This window comes from Nocardia amikacinitolerans NBRC 108937, assembly GCF_001612615.1.
Taxonomy (GTDB): Bacteria; Actinomycetota; Actinomycetes; order Mycobacteriales; family Mycobacteriaceae; genus Nocardia; species Nocardia amikacinitolerans.
The window spans coordinates 122,408-141,883 of record NZ_BDAU01000028.1; the positions used below are offsets into that span (position 1 = coordinate 122,408).

Sequence of the window (19,476 nt, forward strand, 5' to 3'; positions counted from 1 at the left end):
CCGACCAGGCGATTAGGCGCCACGCCCTTCCCGTGTGTAAGGTTGAGAACACCGACGCGGGGTGGAGCAGCTCGGTAGCTCGCTGGGCTCATAACCCAGAGGTCGCAGGTTCAAATCCTGTCCCCGCTACTAGGAACAGTCCGGAATCATCAGATTCCGGACTGTTTTCGTATCAGGACCGAGTTGCGAACGCGAGAGGGGCGGCGTTCGGTCGAGTCGAGGGGAATCGCTTCGGTCGTTCGGATTTAGGTAGTGGATATGTAACCTTGAACGGGACGAATCCAGTACTAAAGAGAGGATGGCGGGTCATGACCCAGCGTCGCACCGGGGCGCTGCCGGACTTCGCGCGGCGGCCGTTGCGGACAGTCGGCGCTGCGGACGCCGCCGACGTCTATCGCCATCCCCGACAGCAGCTGTCCCGACTGACTCGAAAGGGGTTGTTACACCGGGCAGCTCACGGATACTACGTTGTGGTTCCGCAGGAGTACGTCGGTCTGCCTTGGATGCCGGAACTCGAAGCGACGGCAGCGGGGATCGGCGCGGCCATGTTCGGCCCTGAGCATGCGATCCTGATGGGTGTCAGTGCAGCACGCCTGCACGGTGCGATCCCTCGCGCGCTCGCGATCGCCTTACTAGCCGCACCGAAGCAGCGCGCACCGCTCGCACTGACCGATCGCGATGCGTCGGTGCGGTTCGTGAGGCGCGACACCGCCCGCCTCGACGCCGAACTGATGGGCACCGAACTGGGACAAGCACTTGTCACCACGGTGGAACAAACGGTGCTCGATCTGACGAGGCGTCCAGACCTGGGTGAGACGGCGGTGGATGTACCCGCAGCGGTTCGTGCGCTGTATCCGCGATGCGACGCGCATCGGCTGACGGAGTTGGCCACCGAACAACGAATGCGAGCGACCTTGCAGCGGGTCATCGCGATGGTCGGTGAACAGTGAGGCCCGGCATCGAGGAGCGCGCCGCCGTAGCAGAGAGCTTCGGCGTGTCGGCGGTCCAGGTCGAGCGAGACTTTCTGATTTCGCTTGTGCTCGCGCATCTCTCGGAGCGGAGCGCGGACGACGTGCTGTTCATTGGCGGAACCGCCCTCGCACGAACCCACCTTCCTGACGGTCGGCTCAGCGAAGACATCGACCTGATCGCGTTGGGTAACCGGTCCGAGGTCGCCGCGCAGCTCACGCACGAGTTACCGCGCGCCGTTCTGCGCCGGTTCGGCCGCCTGAAATGGCGGCCGAGTCCGAACGAGGTGACAGGCTCCGACTCCGCCTACCTGATGACCGAGGACGAGAGTGTCGTCCTCAAGATCCAGCTGCTGTCACAACTGGGGATGCCGCCCTGGCCGAGAGAATCGAGACCGCTCGTCCAGCGGTATCGGGGCGCTCCCCCGGCCACTCTTCAGGTTCCAACGCTGCCGGCCTTCGTGGCCGGGAAGACGATGGCTTGGTGTGATCGCGGTGCCCCGCGAGACCTGTGGGACCTGTGGGCCTGCTTGCGGGCCAGACTCGCCTGACGGTGTCGGCGCGCCGAGCACTCGAGATCGTCTGTGACGCATGGGAACAGGGAATGGTCTAGCCGGCAATCCGGTGCGCGAGAGCCGCGTGCACAGCGAACAGCCCGATGCGATTACGAGACTATATGTTACTGTTGGTAACAGTAGTTTTGTACCCGAGGAAAGGGGCAGGCAATGGGGCTCGCCCAATCGCCTGATATCACACTCGACCGCGTTCGTGAGATCGAAGACGTCGAGTACGCGGCGAAGTTGACGATGCTGTCCGAAGGATCCGTGGAGCGGCACTTCGACCCGTACGTCGACATCGATTGGGATTCACCGGAATTCGCTGTCGATCCCACCGACCGGCGGTGGATACTGCCCGACGCCGATCCGCTGGGGCGGCACCCCTGGTACAAGGCGCAGCCGGAGGAGCGGCAGATCGCCATCGGCATGTGGCGGCAGGCGGGGATCGCGAAGGTCGGACTGCACTTCGAGCAGTTGCTGATTCGCGGGATCATGCAGTACGCGGCCAGGCTCGACAACGGCGATCCGGAGTTCCGCTTCATCACCCACGAAGCCGCAGAAGAGTGCAATCACACCCTGATGTTTCAGGAGATGATCGACCGGATCGGCATGGATGTCGTCGGCATGGGGTCGATCGATCGCAAACTCACCCTCGCGATCTGGCCGACCGTGGTGTACTTCCCCGCGCTGTTCTTCACCATGGTCCTCGGCGGGGAGGAGCCGATCGACCACATGCAGAAGGCGATCCTGCGCTCCAGCGCGCAGATGCATCCGATGGTCGCCAGGGTGATGCAGATCCACGTCGCGGAGGAGGCGCGGCACATCTCGTTCGCGCACGAGTACCTGCGCAAGAACGCGCCGCGACTGGACCCGATCCGCAAGTCCGCGCTGTCGGTTCTGACGCCGATCGTGATGCGGGTGATGTGCGAGATGATCATGACGCCGCCGGTCGAGTTCCGGCGCGAGTTCGACATCCCGAAATCGGTGATCGACGACTTGTATTGGCGCAGTGAAGAATCCCAGGCGACCCTGCGCGGCATCTTCGCCGACGTCCGCGCCCTCGCCACGGATTCCGGGCTGATGAACCCGGTCGCCAAGCTCGCATGGAAGCTCTGCGGAATCGACGGCCGAATCTCCCGTTACCGCAGCGAACCCGACCGCTGACCGCGCTCACCGGAACCGGACCATTCCGACGTCTGCGCCGGCGGTCCCAAAAGTCGGTCAGCGGTGACACCTCGACGTGGACCCCGAATTCCACCGGGGCCCACGTCTTCACGGCCGAGTTGGTCGTCGGCGAGTACGAACATCACCGTCGAGGTAGGCACGGGCAGGAACCTCGGAAGTGCCTGCCTCGCACGATGATACGGCCGGGCATCAGATCCGTGGCGGCTCGATACCGAGTTCGCGCAACCGCTCGACGTACTGCGCGATATTGGCGAGTTTGATGTCCTCGTAGCCGCGGACGACGTCGGGCAGGGCGGCGGCCTGGACGGCTCGGTCGTAGCCGTCGGCGTCCAGGGTGTTGGCGAGCGCGGTCACCATGCGCACGTAGTGGGCGCGGAGTTCGCGTTCGACGCGGCGGACGTGGGCGTAGCCGAAGGGGTCGAAAGCGGTGCCGCGCAGGCGCTTTCCCTTCGCGAGCAGGCGCAGGGCGAGATGGCTTCGCGGGCCCATGCCGATCTTCTTGTCCCTGCCGAGCGCCCGCAGGACGGGCGGGTGGAGGCGGTAGGTGAGGTTCGCGCCGTCGGGCACCTGGGTGGCGACCTCGGCGAGGAACGCCGGATCGGTCAGTCGCCGCGCGACCTCGTACTCGTCCTTGTAGGCGGTCAGCTTGTACAGCCCGCGCGCCACCTGCTCGCTGAATTCGGTGCGGTCGGTGACCCGCCGTTCGGTGTCCCAGATGTGCCGCACGGTGCGCACGTAGTCGCGCGCCACCGCGACGCTCTGGAACCCGATCAGCTCGGCCGCGCGCAGCTCCACCAGCCGCCGTGTCTCGCCGGTCGCGGTGAATCCGTCGAACAGATCCGCGGGCACAACCACCGGGGTGGGCTCGGGCTTGCTGCGCGCGGTCGCGACGGCGAACTCCGCGGGCCGCGCGATCGCGATCCTGCCCCAGCGGAAGGCCGCGATATTGGCGGCGACAGCGACGCCGTTGATCTCGATGGCCTCCTCGATCGCCGACGCGGGCAGTCGCAGTCCCCCGCTCTGGTACGCCGCGCCGACGAGCAGGAAGTTGGCGGCCGCGGTGTTGCCGAAGAGCACTTCGGCGGCGGCGAGCGCGTCGAACGAGCCAACCACCTTCGCCGCCCGCGCCAACCGGGCCAGCAGCGACGACTCGTCCGGATAGGCGACGGACTTGTCGTAGACCATGTCGCCGGTCGGGGTCTTGCTCGTCGAAGCCACCGCGATGGTCGCGGACGGCGAACCGTAGGCCAGGTTCTTGTCGTCGGTCGCGGCGAGCAGGTCGAACGCGATGACGCAGTCCGCGGAGCCGGGAGCGAGCCGATTCGCGGGCTCCAGCGCGTCCGCGGCGAACCGCAGGTGCGACACGACCGGTCCGGCCTTCTGGCTCAGGCCGATCTGGTCGAGGCTCGCCACGTCGTAGCCCGCGCGCAGCGCCGCCGTCGCAAGCACCTGGTTCACGGTCACGATGCCGGTGCCGCCGATCCCCGCGAGGAAGACGTTCTGCGTGCCGGTCGGCGCCGCGAGCGCGAGCTCCGGCAGGCGCGGCGGCTGCGGACGGCGAACTTCCTTGCGCCGCTTACGTTTCGCCGGGTCGGGCAGCTCCACCGTGACGAAGGAGGGGCAGTCGCCGTCGAGGCAGCTGTAGTCGGTGTTGCAGGAGGTCTGGTCGATGCGCGTCTTGCGGCCGAACTCGGTGTCGACCGGCTGCACCGAAAGACAGTTGCTCTTGACGCCGCAATCGCCACAGCCCTCGCACACCGCCTCGTTGATGATCACCCTGGTCCGCCGGACCGGCAGGGCGCCGCGCTTGCGCTTGCGGCGCGCGTCGGCCGCGCAGTGCTGGTCGTAGACGAGCACGGTGACACCGGGGATCTCGCGCAGCAGCCGCTGGGCCTCGTCGAGCCGATCGCGGTGCCACAGCAGCGTGCCCGGCGCGAGGTCGCGCTTGCGGTAGCGCTTGGGCTCGTCGGCGCAGACGATGATCTTCCGCACCCCCTCGACGCTGAGCTTGTGGGTGAGCTTCGGCACGCCGATGGAGCCCTCCGCGTCCTGCGCGCCCGTCATCGCGACGACGTCGTTGTGCAGCAGCTTGAAAGTGATGTTCACCCCCGCCGCGACGCAGGCCTGTACCGCCAGCTGGCCGGAGTGGAAATACGTTCCGTCGCCGATGTTCTGGAACAGATGGCCCACGTCGGTGAAGGGCGCCTGCCCGATCCACTGCGCCCCTTCGCCACCCATCTGCGTCAAGCCGGTGACGGCGCTGTCGGCGCGACCGGACATGGTCACCATGGTGTGGCAGCCGATGCCACCACCGGCCAGCGAACCCTCCGGCACCGCCGTGGAGCGGTTGTGCGGGCAGCCGCTGCAAAAGTACGGAGCGCGCTTGGCGGACAGTACCGACAGCGACAACGGCTGCGGCAAAGGCCTTTTCATGTCGAGATAGCCGGCGAGAGCCCGGCGCAGCGGACCCGCGATATGGCCGGAGGTGAGTTCGCCATTGGGGCTGAACAACACCCGCCCTTCGGCATCGGCCTTACCGACGATCTCGGGCGCACCCGGACGGCCGTAGAGGATGTCGCGGATCTGCGTCTCGACGAACGCGGTCTTGTCCTCGACGACGACGATCCGCTCGAGCCCGTCGGCGAACTGCCGGACACGTTCGGGGGCGATGGGATACGGCATGCCGATGCGCAGCAGTCGGACGCCCGCTCGAGACAGGTCGGCGTCATCGACACCGAGATCGAGCAGAGCCTGCCGCATCGCGTCGAAAGTGGTTCCGGTGGCGGCGATCCCGACCCTGGCATGCGCCGGGTTCACCTCGATGACGTCCAGCTCGTTGACGGTGCTGTAGGCCTTCACCAGTTCCCAGCGCGGTCCGTATAGGTCTGCCTCGGCGATGACACTGTCGGTCGGCGCGGCCATCGGACGCTGGATATAGCTGAAAGGCTTCCCTTCCCAATCGATCTCGGGCACGGTGATGGCGATGTCGCCGACCGAGCCGTCGACCGTCCAGGCGCCGTCGGCCACGTCGGCGACGATCTTCAGCGCGACCAGGCACCCGGACGCCCGCGACAGCGCGACGCCGTGCAGCCCCATGGTGATGATCTCGCGCGCGTTGCGCGGAAAGAGCACGGGAATGTTCATCGCCGCCAGCGACCGTTCGCTCACCGCGGGCACAGTCGAGGACTTCGACGCCGGATCGTCGCCGACCAGCAGCAGCACCCCGCCGCGCGCGTTCGCGCCGTACATATTGGCGTGCCGCAGCGCGTCGGTGGCGCGGTCGAGGCCGGGGCCCTTTCCGTACCAGACCCCGACGACGCCGTCGTGTGTCGCGTTGCCCGCGGGCAGTTGCGCCTGGCTGCCCCACACCGAGGTCGCGGCGAGTTCCTCGTTCAAGCCGGGGACGAAGAAGATGTCGTGCTCGGCGAGGACGGTGGGCATTCCGTTGAGCATCTTGTCCACGCCGCCGAGCGGACTGCCCTGATAACCGGAGACGAAAGTGCCGACCCGCAGACCCGCCCGCAGATCACGCACGTGTTGTTCCACCAGTTGACGCGCGATCGCCTGCACCCCGGTCAGCACGACGGTGCCGGAGCCGACCCGGTAGCGGTCGGCGAGGTCGTATGGCGCGGTGATCAGATCGCGGTCGGCGAGCTCGGTCATCGGTCCACCCATCCGCTCGGCGCCCGGTCGGGACGCCTCGCATAGTTGTGCACTTGGTTGCCGACATCCTGTCCTGAAAGATCGGAGTGCACAATAGATGGACTTCTAGTTGCGCATTCTGCTCAATCCGGACGCCAATTCCTTGACAGCGCCTATGCAGGATGCGAGATCGATGTGACGCCGACCACTGCTGAGACGTGATCGACAAGAACTCGTGCCGAGAACCGACTCGACCAGCCGCCGCACGCCCGACGGGAAGAATCCAGAGCCCTCAACGCGGCGCTGCGCGGTCAGGCAGGAACAGCGTCCTCGACCCTGGAGCCACCGACTCCGGGGTCGATTTCGTTTGTTCGCCGGACCACTTATTCATCGTCCGGCAGGACACGGAAGTACTCGTAGTCGGCCAACGGGCGCATCGCACGGAAGTCGCGCCGATCCAGAGTCAGTATCGCGTCCGTGTCGTATTCGGCCGCCAGCGCCACGTTCACCGCATCGGCCAGATCCAGCTCGAGATCACGATATCGCCGCTCGACCGCGCGAGCGGCCTTCAAGGTCTCGAGCCGAGCTTCCATTACGGTGAACCGCATCCGATCCACCTGCGCGAACAGGAAATCCATCAGCGTATTGCGGTGGGCGAGGCCGAACCGCTGCCGCGCCAGATGATCCACCTCGGTGAGTACAAGTTGCGAAATCACGACAAGGCTGGCCAGTTCGAGATACTTGCGACAGCCGAAATGCTCGGCGGCGTTGCGATCGGCTGCCGCGATGATGCCCGAGGTGTCCGCGATTACGATCACCGGCGCTGCACTCCGTCGGCCACGGCCCGCGTCACGTCCGCCTTGCCGATTGGCGTACCGGGCCCATCCAACGACGGGAAGTCCAGAGGCTCGGCCCACACTCGCAGCTTCTGCGCCGCCCGATGGATGGCGTCGCGGATGATCTCAGCCTCGGAAACCCCCCGGCGGGCAGCCGCATCCTTGATGACGGCAAGGTCTTCGGAATCGGCGTACACATTCGTTCTCTTGAGTGACATGTACCTATGCTAGTACATGTACACCGGAACACTTCAGCCCCGAGCTACGCCAGAGCGTGCGCCGGATGAGGAACATAAGCGGCGTCGAATGTCCGGCGTGAATCACGGGCTCATCGCGGAGTCCTGCGGCGGGCCGAGAACACGAGCCCGCGAACTCCCCGCGCGTACCGCAGTATCCGAGCGAAATACCTTGTGACCACGGCATTCACATTGGTAGCGTTTCCGAATATATCGTTTCGTTACCCGAATACCGCCGCTCCCTATTACTCTCCTCTTTGCTCGACGAAAGTTATTGCGTCGCCGTTCTTTCAGTGACTAGGGCGACACCCGACCCATGCCGGAGCTCGAATCCGGCACGGGCCGGTCCGCACGGGGGCAGCGATGCCCAGAGGTAGGCAAGATCATCGGTGATAGGCAGCAGAATCCACCGCGTATTACCGACCGGCATGTGGTCCCGCCCCCTCGGCGTCCGAACCAGGTTGCTGGCGATCGTCCTCATCCCCAGCGTCGCGCTGCTCGCGCTCGGCATCGGCGCCACCTGGTATCTGGTGAAAGCCGGTCGCAATGCGGCGTCGTGGGCCGAGCTGGCCAGCTCCGTCACCACCCCGGCGATCCTGATGATCGAGGCGTTCCAGGAGGAACGTCGCGCCTCGCTGCTGCACTTGGCGGGCGACGACGACGCGACCAACACCCTGCCCGCCGCCCGCAAGAATTCCGACGAGGCGCTGGCCGCGCTGGAATCCCTCGGTGAGACCGCCTCCGAACTGCGGCCGGACCTGGCGGGCGACATCGAAGGCTACGACGTGCTCTACCAGCAGCTGCCCACACTGCGGGGCGGCATCGACGCGCACGCCCTCCCTTCGGCGCAGGTTTTCCTCGCCTTCAACCAGATCATCGACACCATCGTGCTCGCCTCGCTGCTGGCCGCCGAGGTGGCGCCGGACGCCGAGATCGCCGTCGAACTCTACAAGGGGGTGCACGCGCTGCGCGCGGCGGAAGCGGTCTCGCGGGCGAGCGCGATCGGCTCGGCCGCGCTCATCTCCGAGCAGCTCACTCCCGAACAGCTCACCGAGCTCGGCAATTACGTCGGCGACGGCCGCGGTGAGATCGCCTACGCGACAGCTGTGCTCAGCGGCAAGCGCCAAGCACAGCTGCAGGAGATCACGTCCAGTCCCACCTGGCGGCAGCTGACCGCGATGGAGGACGCGATCATGCATCGCGGCATCCAGACCGGCGATTCCGAAGGCGCGACGAGTGGTTCCACCGGCGAAACGTCCGGCAGGCAGTCCACCTCTCGAACCACCCGCACGGCAGAGCCGCCGCCGCTGCCCCTCGGCATCGGCGAATGGCAGCAGGCCGCCACCGCCGTGCGCTCGCAGCTGCTGAAGCTGTGGGAGGACCAGAGCCGCGACGCCCACCGCACCGCCGGGTCCACCGGCGAGGAGATCGCCCGCAACTCCTTCTACGGCGGCCTCGCAGTGCTGGCCCTGACGCTGTTGGCCTTCCTCGCCGCACTGCTGCTGGCCAACCGCTTCATCGGCCGCATGCACCGGTTGCGCCGCGACACCCTGGAACTCGCCGACGAGCGCCTGCCCGAGACCATCCGCAGGCTCGGCGAGGGCAGCCAGGTCGATCCGCAGGAGATCGCGCGCCTGGACTACGGCGGCGACGAGATCGGTCAGGTGGCCGACGCGTTCAACCGCGCGCACGTGGCCGCGGTGTCGGCCGCGATCGCCGAATCGAAGACACGGGCCGGTGTCGCCGCTGTCTTCCTCAACATCGCGCACCGCAGCCAGGTGATGGTGCACCGTCAACTGGCGCTGCTGGACAAGGCCGAGCGCGAGGAGGAGAACCCCGCCCGCCTCGACCTGCTCTTCCAGCTCGACCACCTGGCCACCAGGGCACGGCGCAACGCCGAGAACCTCGTCATCCTCGGCGGCGAACAGCCTGGCCGTCGCTGGCGCAACCCGGTGCCGCTGATCGAAGTGGTGCGCAGCGCGGTCGCGGAAAGCTTGGACTACACCAGGATTCAGATCGGCAAGCTGCCCGAGGTGCGCGTTTCGGGCACCTCCGTTGCCGACCTCATCCACCTCATCGCCGAGCTGACCGACAACGCGACCGCCTTCTCCCCGCCGGAATCGCGGGTCGAGGTGACGGGCACGCTGGTCGGCAAGGGTGTCGCCATCGAGATCACCGATCAGGGCCTCGGTATGCCGGAAGCCGAACTGGTCGAACGCAATACGGTGTTGGCCTCACCGCCGGACTTCAGCGTCGCCGCGCTCTCCAGCGACGCCCGCCTCGGCCTGTTCGTGGTCGGGAAACTGGCCGCGCGGCACGGTATCTCGGTCCGGCTGACCGAATCCGACTACGGCGGTGTGAAAGCCATCGTGCTTGTGCCGACCACGCTGATCGCCACCGGTCAGGAGCCGCCGCGCGAGCAAGCCGCCCGCGAACCGCACGCGCTGGCGAGCAACGGGACGTTCAACGGATTCGCCCCTGTCCCCGCTCTCGCCGCGCCGATCGCTCCCCAAAGCGCCACCGCCGAAACCGGTTCCGGCGATCGACCGGCCCTGCCCAAGCGCCGTCGCGAGACGTCCGCCGCGCCTGTCGCCGGCCAGAACGGCGCGACCGGCACACGGCCGCGCACCGCCGAGGAAGCCCGCACACTCATGTCGGCCATCGAGAACGGCACCCGGCAGGGTCGCCTGAATCGCGTCGACAACCCAACGACCCCGCAGGAAGGTGCCGGTGACGACCTCCAAGCCACGTAGTCTCGACTGGTTGCTCGACGATCTCGTCGAACGGCTGCTCGACGTCCGCTACGCCGTCGTGCTCTCGACCGACGGACTACTCCTCGGCCACAGCTCGGCGATGAATCGCTCGGACGCGGAACGCTTCTGCGCGATGGCCTCCACCCTGCACGGCGTAGCGCGCAGCGCGGGTAGCCATTTCGACGCGGGCGGGGTCTGCCAGACGGTGGTGGAACTCGACCGCGCGGTGCTGTTCATCACGGCGGCCGGCGACAACGCGTGCCTCGCGGTGCTCACCGCGGAGAACGCCAACATGGGCATGGTCGCCTACGAGATGAACCAGACCGTGCAGCGCGTCGGCGCGCACCTATCCGTCGACCCGCGCCCGCAACAGCTCGACGGGGTCGGTTCTCGACGGCCATGAACGACCGGCGGGAGTCTTGGTTCGACGAGGAGGCGGGTCCGCTCGTCCGCCTCTACGCGGTCACCGGCGGGCGCTCCGGCGGCGGCAGGCCCGAGCTGAACATGCTCACGCTCGTGGTGCGCGCCGGATCACGGACGCTGCGCCGCAACGAACCCGAGTACGCCGAGATCGTGCGGCTGGCCCGCGAACCGCAGTCCATCGCCGAACTGGCCGCGCAGCTGAACCTGCCGCTGACCTCGACCAAGATCCTGGTCGGCGACCTCATCGACGACGGCCTGCTGGACTTCCGCGATCCCGAACCGACGCCCGAGGCGGGACCGCGGGACATGGACGTGTTGCGCGCGGTGCTGAAGGGCATCAAGGCGCTCTGACTCCGGGACCACGAACCCGGGACGCCGGCACCGACCTCGGCACACCAACATTCAGGGCACTGCCACTCGGTACGGCGACCTCCGGCGTCTCGGCACCAGACGCACGGAGGTCAGTGGATCAGCTCAATTCAGGCGTGCCGCCAGACGTTTGGCGTTCATGTAGGCGATCGCCTCGATCGACACCATGGGGTTCACCCCCGACGCGGTCGGGAAGCACGAGGCATCCGCGACGACGATATTCGGCACCTCCCAGGTCGCGCCGTCCGGATCCACCGCCGAGATCGCCCGCGAGCCGCCCATCCGCGCCGAGCCCATGATGTGCAGCGCGCCCATCCCGCAGCGGCCCGGACCGTACCCGGCGGCGAGGCAGGCGGCGACGAATTCCGCGTGCGATCTGCTGACGCCCGGCTCGTAGGACGCTCCGGCCTGGTGCCCGGAGAAGACGCGCTTCGCGCCCGCGGCTTCGAGAATGCTTGCTGCGCCAGCGATTCCGGTGTGCAGGTGGGCGCGGTCGTGCTCGGAGAGCTGGTAGCGCACGACCGGTTCGCCGGACCGGTCGACCGTGACGCGCCCGTGGTCGCTGTCGCGGGTGATCACGCCGACGGCCGCGGTGCGGGCCAGATCGAGCATGGCCGCGCGATGTTCGGTCGCGCCGCGCCAGTTCATGAAGCCGACGAGCAGGCCGGGGTGCAGCGGGCCGGTCTCGTAGATCACGCCGTAGCCGCGCTGGTCCAGATCGCTGTGCTTGCGCGAGATCCTGGTTTGCAGCCCGCCCTCCCACGGCCTGATCTCCTCGTCGAAGACGCCGAAGACCGCCGAGGCGGGGTGCAGGCGCAGGTAGTCGCCGATGTTCTTGTTCCGCAACCCGGAACGACGCAGCAGCGCGGGCGTTTGGATAGCGCCCGCGGCGACCACCACGGCTCGGGCGCGGACCGTGAATTCCGCGTCATCGGCGGTCATCGCCCGAACACCTTCGGCCCGGCCGCCCTTCACGTCGACGCGCCGGACGTCGGCGCCGACCACGAGCCGCGCACCGTGCGCGGCGGCGTCGGCGAGCCAGGTCTTGGTGACCGTCTGCTTCGCGCCGAGCCGACAGCCGTAGCCGCAGCGTCCGCACTCCACGCCCGCGTCGCACGCGTCGGTGACGTTGCGCGGCAAGGGGGCGACATCCCAGCCCAGCGCCGCGAGCCCCCGCTCCAGCACACCGTCGCGCGCGGAGCCGGGCGAGCGGTCGAAGGTGACGCCGAGCCGCCGCTCGACGGCGTCCAGCGCCGAGCCATACTCGTCCTCGGCGAACTGTCCAGCGCCCAGGCTCGCCCATTCCGCGCGCACGTCGTCGGGGGTGCGCAGCGAGGTGCTCCAGTTGACCACCGTGCCGCCGCCGAGGCAGGTACCCGCCACCAGCGTGAGCTGACCCTCCGCGGTGGCCGACGGCCCCGGCGCGTACAGCCGCAGCAGCGCGTCGAGCTCGCCCGCGCCGAAATCGGCGTCGTCGTAGTATTCGCCGCGCTCCAGGACGATCACGTCGAGACCGGCTTCGGCCAGCACGGCGGCCGCGGCACCGCCGCCCGCGCCGGAACCGACAACGACGACGTCGCAGTCGAGCGTGTCGTCCGCGCGGGGGCGGACCGGCCGCAGGGCGGGTTTCGGCGCGCCGGGCAACGGACCGGGCGGAGCGGGATAGCCCATCTCCTTCCACAGCGGGTTGCTGCCGTCGGGTCCCGGCGTCGTGTAATACGCGAGCAGCGCGGCCTGTTTGAGCGCCTGGAAGATCGCGCGCTTGGCCCCGAGCCGCGATCCGCCGAACGCGAGCAGCAGCCGTTCGCGTTCGGCCTGCGAGCGCGCGGAGAAGCGGCGCGGACCCATGCCCGCCAGCAGGCCGAGAACCGGGGAATCCCACAGTCCGAGCAGCGTCGCGAGCTGCTTGCGTTCGGCCTCGCGCGGATTGCGGTCGAGCAGCCTGAGCACCACGTCGGCGACGCCGAGTTCGGAGGCGGACGGCAGCGCGAGGCCGTCGCCGGGCGCGAAGGTGTCGCAGATCAGCTCCAGCGCAGCCCGTTGCCCTGCCGTGAGTTCCATGGCGTTCTCCCCGAGACCGAAAAGTGTGGCGGCGCAACCGGAATTACGGCTCACATAAGTTGACGAGCTCGAACCCTACTCTGGAGAATTACCGTCGTAAAGACCGATTTGCAACCCGCTCACACGGGCATCTACCGATTCTCGTTGCGGAATCCCGGACAACTTGATGGGCGCGGACCGACGGTGCGGGTTCAGTCCGGTTCGGGTTGGCAGCGAGGGCAATAGTAGATGCCGCGTTCGCGCTGCGTGATGCGATCCGACGGCGGCGTCGTCTCGCCGAGCGGTCGTACCTCGATCCGGGTGCCGCACCGCTGGCAGGGCCAGCGCTGACGTCCGTAGACCAGCGCGCGCCACGGCGGGCTGTGCGCCGCCTGGGTGAGGACGCGCTGCGCCTCGTTGACCAAGGCCAGCAGATCCGGCACCGCACCGACCGGCGTCGCCGGGTGCACTCTTCGCAGAAAGCAGACCTCGCTGCGGTAGATGTTGCCGATGCCCGCCAGGTTGCGCTGGTCGAGCAGGGCGAGGCCGACCGGTTGCGCGGGGTGTCGCGCCAAGCGCCGAACCGCCTCGGCCGCATCCCAATTCGGGCCGAGCAGGTCGGGGCCGAGGTGGTCGGTCGCGGTGTGCTCGTCGGCCCGGCGCAGCACCTCGACGGTGCCGAGCGAGAAACCGACGGCCTCGGTGTCGTCGGTGCTGAGCACCACCCGCGCGGTCACCCGCGGCCGAGTCCAGCGTTCGCCCGCGCAGTAGGTGCGCCACACCCCCTCCATCTTCAGATGGGTGTGGATGCTCGCGGTGGTGGTGCGGATGAACAGGTGCTTGCCGTAGCTGCCGACCTCTTCCACCAGCTCGCCGACGAGATCCACCGTCGCATACCTCGGTACCCGAAAATCGCTGCGCACCAGCGTCTTTCCCACGAGCGCGAGCCGTAGCCGGTGCGCGGTCAGGAAGACCGTGTCACCCTCGGGCATGCGGCGCCTCCGCGCGTCGGGGGTTGTCGGCGCGCCGCACGGCCGGGCTGCACCGCGCCGTCATGGCTGCCTCCGCAGCCGCAGGCCCCGCGGCGTCGCGGAGAAGCCCGCCTCCGTGAGGAACCCCGCGAAGGTGTTGCCGTGCACCGATTCTCCGTCCACCCGGTCGATCACCAGCGAGTCGACCCGGCGGCGCCGGACCAGCTCGGCCAGTTCGGCGGCGGCGGCCTGGCGTGCGTTCGGGTCCTCGGTGAAGGTGAGCAGTGTCTTGCCGCCGCGCTCCAAGTAGAGCACGAGCTCGCCGTCCACCAGCACGACCAGCGCGCCCGCCTTGCGGCCAGGGCGGTGGCCGCTGTCGCTGTCGCCCTTGGGCCAGCCGAGGGCCGCGCCGTACGGGTTCGCGGGGTCGCAGGCGGCCAGTGCCAGGGCCTTGCCCTGTTTCGCCGGATCGCCGGACCGGCCGCGTTCGGTGTCGAAGGAGCGCAACCGATCCACCACGTCGGTGGTGGAGAACTGCGCGCCGCCGAGCGAGTCGACGAAGTAGCCGCGCCGGCAGCGGCCACGGTCCTCGAATTCGGTGAGCACCCGGTACATCAGCGCGAAACCACCCGTGACGCCCTCGTTCTGCACCGAACCCCTGGTCAGTACGCCATAGCGCTCCAGGAGAGTGTCCGCGGTGGCGTGCGCGCGAATCGTGTTGTCGGCGACGCGTTCCGGCAGCAGCGACCAGCGCCCCGCGACGGCGGGCGGGCCGGACCGGGTCGGCATACTCGGCCTCGGAAGATAGGCGCGGCCGCGTGGCGCGCGGCGCGGGGTCCGGTGCGCCGTCGTGGTGCGCGACGTGCCCGCGAGCAGGGCGCGCACCGGCGCGAAGGTGTCGCCGGAGACCACACCCGCCCACACCAGCTCCCACAGCGCGGCCGCCACCGCGGTGTCGTCGAGCAGGCCGGTGGAATCGGAGAGTTGGCGGAAGAAGTACGCGCCGCCGCCGTGCAGGACCGGGGGAAGCCGGAGAGGCTCGGAGCGCTGCGGGGCGTCACCGGCCGGGCCTTGGTTGCCATCGAGCGGAACCGACGCACCGCTGTCCGACTTCGTCGGCGGATCGGCATCGCGCGGCAGCCCGCCGCCCCTCGTCGGTTTCGTCGACGGGTCGGCATCATGGTGCCCGGCGGCCGACTTACTCGGCAGATCGGTGTCCAGCGAAACCACGTTGCCCCGGACCGATTTCCGCGATGGATCGGCATCGAGCGGGACCGAGTCGGCTCGGCCCGATGAACTCGAGGCGAGCGGCGTCCGCGGCGCCAAAGTCGCACCGAGCGCGTCGAGCAGCCGCAGATGCACCTCGGACAGGTCGATCTCGTCCGGGGGCTGGAGCGTGAACGGCGCCTGGTCGGCCAGGTGCAGCGCGATCCATCCGTCCTTGGCCGTGATGGCGCCGTGCCCGGACCACACGACCTCGCCGGTGGCCATCAGCTCGTCCAGCATCGCGGGCGAATAGTCGCGGACGCGGGCGGGCAGGATCAGCGACTCCCACGCGGAGGCCGGGATGGGCACGCCTGCAAGCTGTTCCACCACGGCCGCGACACCGTCGACGCCGCGCAGCTCGCCGGTCTCGACGTGCTGCCAGGACGGGAGGAAGCGGCCGAACGCCGCTGTCGAGACCGGCTCGACCTCGTGCCGCGCCGCGGCGAGCGACCTGCGCCGCAGCCGTCGCAGCACCTGAGTGTCGCACCACTCGGAACCGCTGGCGCCCGGCGTGAATTCGCCTTCCACTGCCCGCTTTTCGGTTACCAGCCGGTGCAGCGCGGTGGCGGCGACCGCGGGGCCGATGCCGAACCGCGCCGCGACGGCCTCGGTGGTGAACGGTCCGTGCGTCCGGGCGTAGCGGCCGACCAGATCGCCGAGCGGGTCGGCGACCGGCTCGATGAACGCGGCGGGCGTGCCGATCGGCAGCGGGACCCCGAGCGCGTCGCGCAGCCGGGAGGCGTCCTCGACGGCCACCCACCAGGTCCGTCCCGCGAACGAAACCTCCAGTGCGCGCCGGGCCTTGGCGAGTTCGGTGAACCAGGGACGCGGATCGCCGGCTGGAGGGTCGTTCGACTGCTGGCCGAAGCCTCGCGGGTCCACCGCATCGGCATCACTGATCGCCGCGGCGTCGACGCCGCGCAACGCCGCCTCATCGGCACCGCGCGATCCCGTTCCGTCGATGCCAAGCGGTGCCGCCTCGTCGTCACCGGCCGATACAGCCCCATCGGAGTCGCGCGGCGCCGCCTCGTCGAGACCGTGCATCGCGGCTTCATCGACACTGCCCATCGCCGACCCGTCGACATCGGCCGACACAGTCCCATCGAAGTCAGGCAGCGCCGCCTCGCCGGCGCCATGCGCGGCGGCGTCACCGGTCTGCGCGCCTTGGCCGACGCAGCGCAACGCCGCCTCTTCCGGAGTCAGCGGCCCGAGCAGGCGCAGGAGGTCGGCCAAGCCCTCCGCATCACGCGCACGGCGTTCGGGGGTGAGTCGTTGCAGTTCGCGCTCGGTCTGTTCGAGCACCGCCGGATCGAGTAGTTCGCGCAGCTCGACCCGGCCAAGCAGCTCCGCGAGCAACCCGGAATCCAGCGAGAGCGCGGCCGCCCTTCGCTCGGCGAGCGGGCTGTCCCCCTCGTACATGAACTGGCCGATGTAGTCGAACAGCAGCGCGCTGGCGAACGGCGAGGGCGTCGCGGTCTCCACTTCGACCAACCGGACTTGCCTGCGCGCGACGCGCCCGAGCAGATCGCGCAGGTTCGGCAGGTCGTAGACGTCGCGGAGACATTCGCGCACCGTCTCCAACAGGATCGGGAAGTCCGGGAATTTTCGTGCCACGTCCAACAGCTGCGCCGAACGCTGCCGCTGCTGCCACAGCGGTGCGCGCTTGCCCGGATCGCGCCGCGGCAGCAGCAGGGCGCGCGCCGCGCATTCGCGGAACCGGGACGCGAACAGCGCCGAGCCGCCGACCTGTTCGGTGACGATGTCGTCGATCTCGTCCTGTTCGAAGACGAACAACTCCGCGCCGGGCGGATCGTCGGTGGTATCGGGCAGCCGCACCACGATCCCGTCGTCGGAAGCGGTCGGCGCGGCGTCCACGCCGAACCGCTCGCGGAGCCGGGAGCCGACAGCCAGCGCCCACGGCGCGTGGACCGGCAGACCGTACGGCGAGTGCAAGACCAGCCGCCAGTCGCCGAGCTCGTCGCGGAACCGCTCGACGATCAGTGTCCGGTCGGTGGGCAACTGACCGGTCGCGCCGCGCTGATCCTCCAGCAGGGTCACGAGATTCGAGGTGGCGTTGTCATCGAGTCCGGCGGCTTGGACGATGCGGCCGAGACCGTCGCCCCCGGCCGTGCCGGAACCGCCCGCGCCGCCGCCCTTTCCGCGCCCGGCACCGCGACCCGCGCCCTTCGAGGACGCGGGTTCACGGCCGTCGCCCGCCGTGGGATCGACCGACCTGGCCAGCGCCTCGGCGGACTCCCGCCCCGCTTTGCGGATGAATTCGCCAAGCGCCGCACCCAATTCGGCGGGCCTGCCCAACCCATCTCCGTGCCAGAACGGGAGTCGCCCGGGCTGCCCGAAGGCGGGCGTCACCAGAACGCGGTCGAAGGTGATCTCCTCGATGCGCCAACTGGTCGCGCCGAGGGCGAACACGTCGCCGACGCGGGATTCGTAGACCATCTCCTCGTCGAGTTCGCCGACCCGCGAATTCCGTTCGCCCACCATGTACACCGCGAACATGCCGCGGTCCGGGATCGCGCCGCCGGAGGTCACCGCCAGCCGCTGCGCGCCCGGGCGGCCGGTGAGCGTGCCCGCGTCGCGATCCCACACCAACCGTGGACGCAGTTCGGCGAATTCGTCGGAGGGATAGCGACCGGCGAGCAGGTCGAGCACCGACTCGTAGGCCGAGCGCGGCAGTCCGGCGTAGCTGCCGGTCCCGCGCACCGTCTCGAACCAGGTGTCCACGTCGATCGGCTCGAGCGCGCAGGCCGCGACGGTCTGCTGGGCGAGGATGTCGAGCGGGTGGGCCGGGATCTGCAAGGCCTCGATTTGCCCCGTGACCATCCGCTGCGCGGCGACGGCGCAGTGGATGACATCGGTGCGGTGCTTGGGAAACAACACGCCGCGGGAGATCTCGCCGACCTGGTGCCCCGCCCTGCCGATGCGTTGCAGCCCGCTCGCCACCGAGGGCGGGGCTTCGACCTGCACGACCAGGTCGACCGCGCCCATGTCGATGCCGAGTTCGAGACTGCTCGTCGCGACCACGCAGCGCAGGCGCCCGCTCTTGAGGTCGTCTTCGATCAGCGCGCGCTGCTCCTTGCTTACCGATCCGTGGTGCGCGCGGGCCAGCAGTTGGTCGGCGCCGTGGATCACCTCGGTGGACGCGCCGAGCTGTGCGGGCGGCGCGTGCTCGGTGTCGATCGGATCGCCGAGCCGCCCGGCATACGCCTCGTTCAGCCGGGCCGTGAGCCGTTCGGCGAGTCTGCGCGAATTCGCGAAGACGATCGAGGAGTTGTGGTCCAGCACCAGATCCACGATGGCCTCGTCGACGTGCGGCCAGATCGACCCCGGCTGATCGGATTCGCCCGGCTCGGTCATGTCCGGCACCGGCACCCGCACCGACAGGTCGAAGGTCTTGGGCGCGGGCGGCGAGACGATGGTGATGGGCGCGTTGCCCACCAGGAACCGGCCGACCTCCTCCGGCGGCCGCACGGTGGCGGAGAGGCCGATGCGCTGGGCTGGCCGCTCGGTCAGCAGATCCAACCTGGCCAGCGAGAGCGCCAAGTGCGAACCGCGCTTGGAACCGGCGATGGCGTGCACCTCGTCCACGATCACCGTCCGCACCGTGCGCAGGGTCTCGCGCGCCGCGGAGGTCAGCATGAGGAACAGCGACTCCGGCGTGGTGATCAGGATGTCGGGCGGGGTGCGCTGCATGGCGCGGCGGTCGGCGGCGCTGGTATCGCCCGAACGCACGCCGACGGTGATGTCGGGCGGATCGAGGCCGAGCCGTTTGGCGGTCTGGGTGACGCCGACCAGCGGCGCGCGCAGGTTTCGCTCCACGTCCACCGCGAGCGCCTTGAGCGGCGACACGTACAGCACGGTGGTCCCCGTGTGTTCGACCTTGCCGTCCTCGCTCGAGCGGCGTGCCCGGCGCTTGGCCGCCTTGTCGTCAGGTCGCTGCCGCGCGGCGAGTTCGTCGATCGCCCACAGGAACGCCGAGAGGGTCTTGCCCGAGCCGGTCGGCGCGACGACCAGGGTGTGTTCTCCGGCCGCGATGGATTGCCACGCGCCGAGCTGGGCCGAGGTCGGCGCCGGGAAGGCACCGTCGAACCATTCCTGGGTCGCGCGGGAGAACATGGCGGTGGAGAACGTGGCCATGGGATCAGTGTGCACCCGAGCACCGACAGGCAACCGGCCGCGAGGTGGCAACCGGCCCTTGGATGACACCTGGCC

General features: G+C 69.0%; 12 protein-coding genes and 1 tRNA gene. 7 read left to right on the forward strand and 6 right to left on the reverse strand.

The window, feature by feature from the left end; translation table 11 throughout:
• Positions 1-55: 55 nt before the first annotated feature.
• From NAM01S_RS20815 to NAM01S_RS20830, 4 genes are all read left to right on the forward strand, one after another.
• Positions 56-129 (forward strand) — tRNA-Met (locus tag NAM01S_RS20815).
• Positions 130-503: 374 nt separating this feature from the next.
• Positions 504-950, forward strand: a complete 447-nt coding sequence (locus NAM01S_RS20820; RefSeq protein WP_253799022.1) for a type IV toxin-antitoxin system AbiEi family antitoxin — start codon at positions 504-506, stop codon at positions 948-950.
• A complete protein-coding gene (locus tag NAM01S_RS20825) occupies positions 947-1,519 on the forward strand; it encodes a nucleotidyl transferase AbiEii/AbiGii toxin family protein (protein ID WP_253799019.1) in 573 nt (190 codons plus the stop codon). Before NAM01S_RS20820 ends, NAM01S_RS20825 begins: the two co-directional genes overlap by 4 nt.
• A 174-nt stretch (positions 1,520-1,693) precedes the next feature.
• Positions 1,694-2,689 carry an AurF N-oxygenase family protein gene (locus tag NAM01S_RS20830; protein ID WP_067787734.1) on the forward strand — a complete coding sequence of 332 codons (996 nt, stop codon included), beginning with the start codon at positions 1,694-1,696 and terminating at the stop codon, positions 2,687-2,689.
• 210 nt (positions 2,690-2,899) lie between these two features.
• Here NAM01S_RS20830 and NAM01S_RS20835 read toward each other — a convergent pair whose 3' ends face one another.
• The 3 genes from NAM01S_RS20835 to NAM01S_RS20845 form a co-directional block, all read right to left on the reverse strand.
• Positions 2,900-6,373, reverse strand: a complete 3,474-nt coding sequence (locus NAM01S_RS20835; RefSeq protein ID WP_067787735.1) for an indolepyruvate ferredoxin oxidoreductase family protein — start codon at positions 6,371-6,373, stop codon at positions 2,900-2,902.
• A gap of 362 nt (positions 6,374-6,735) precedes the next feature.
• The gene (locus NAM01S_RS20840; protein ID WP_067787737.1) at positions 6,736-7,170 is read right to left on the reverse strand and encodes a type II toxin-antitoxin system VapC family toxin; all 435 of its coding nucleotides are present in this window, start codon (positions 7,168-7,170) and stop codon (positions 6,736-6,738) included.
• On the reverse strand, positions 7,167-7,406 hold the full coding sequence (locus NAM01S_RS20845; RefSeq protein WP_067787739.1) for a ribbon-helix-helix domain-containing protein: 240 nt from the start codon (positions 7,404-7,406) through the stop codon (positions 7,167-7,169). The genes NAM01S_RS20840 and NAM01S_RS20845 overlap by 4 nt, the downstream gene beginning before the upstream one ends.
• Before the next feature lie 446 nt (positions 7,407-7,852).
• Between NAM01S_RS20845 and NAM01S_RS20850 the strand changes: the two genes are divergently transcribed.
• The 3 genes from NAM01S_RS20850 to NAM01S_RS20860 are packed head-to-tail and all read left to right on the forward strand — an operon-like array spanning position 7,853 to position 10,951.
• Positions 7,853-10,177, forward strand: a complete 2,325-nt coding sequence (locus NAM01S_RS20850) for a sensor histidine kinase (RefSeq protein ID WP_067787741.1) — start codon at positions 7,853-7,855, stop codon at positions 10,175-10,177.
• Positions 10,155-10,580: a roadblock/LC7 domain-containing protein gene (locus NAM01S_RS20855; RefSeq protein WP_067787743.1), complete on the forward strand. Its 426-nt coding sequence runs from the start codon at positions 10,155-10,157 to the stop codon at positions 10,578-10,580. Before NAM01S_RS20850 ends, NAM01S_RS20855 begins: the two co-directional genes overlap by 23 nt.
• The gene (locus NAM01S_RS20860; protein ID WP_067787745.1) at positions 10,577-10,951 is read left to right on the forward strand and encodes a DUF742 domain-containing protein; all 375 of its coding nucleotides are present in this window, start codon (positions 10,577-10,579) and stop codon (positions 10,949-10,951) included. The genes NAM01S_RS20855 and NAM01S_RS20860 overlap by 4 nt, the downstream gene beginning before the upstream one ends.
• A 123-nt stretch (positions 10,952-11,074) precedes the next feature.
• Here the strand turns inward: NAM01S_RS20860 and NAM01S_RS20865 are convergent, their stop codons facing one another.
• The 3 genes from NAM01S_RS20865 to NAM01S_RS37530 form a co-directional block, all read right to left on the reverse strand.
• Positions 11,075-13,030 (reverse strand): GMC family oxidoreductase N-terminal domain-containing protein, encoded by a 1,956-nt coding sequence (locus tag NAM01S_RS20865; RefSeq protein ID WP_067787746.1) that lies wholly within the window; start codon positions 13,028-13,030, stop codon positions 11,075-11,077.
• Between the two features lie 191 nt (positions 13,031-13,221).
• Positions 13,222-14,001: a DNA-formamidopyrimidine glycosylase family protein gene (locus tag NAM01S_RS20870; protein ID WP_067787747.1), complete on the reverse strand. Its 780-nt coding sequence runs from the start codon at positions 13,999-14,001 to the stop codon at positions 13,222-13,224.
• Between the two features lie 60 nt (positions 14,002-14,061).
• A complete protein-coding gene (locus tag NAM01S_RS37530; protein WP_084483128.1) occupies positions 14,062-19,401 on the reverse strand; it encodes an Lhr family ATP-dependent helicase in 5,340 nt (1,779 codons plus the stop codon).
• Between the last annotated feature and the right edge of the window lie 75 nt (positions 19,402-19,476).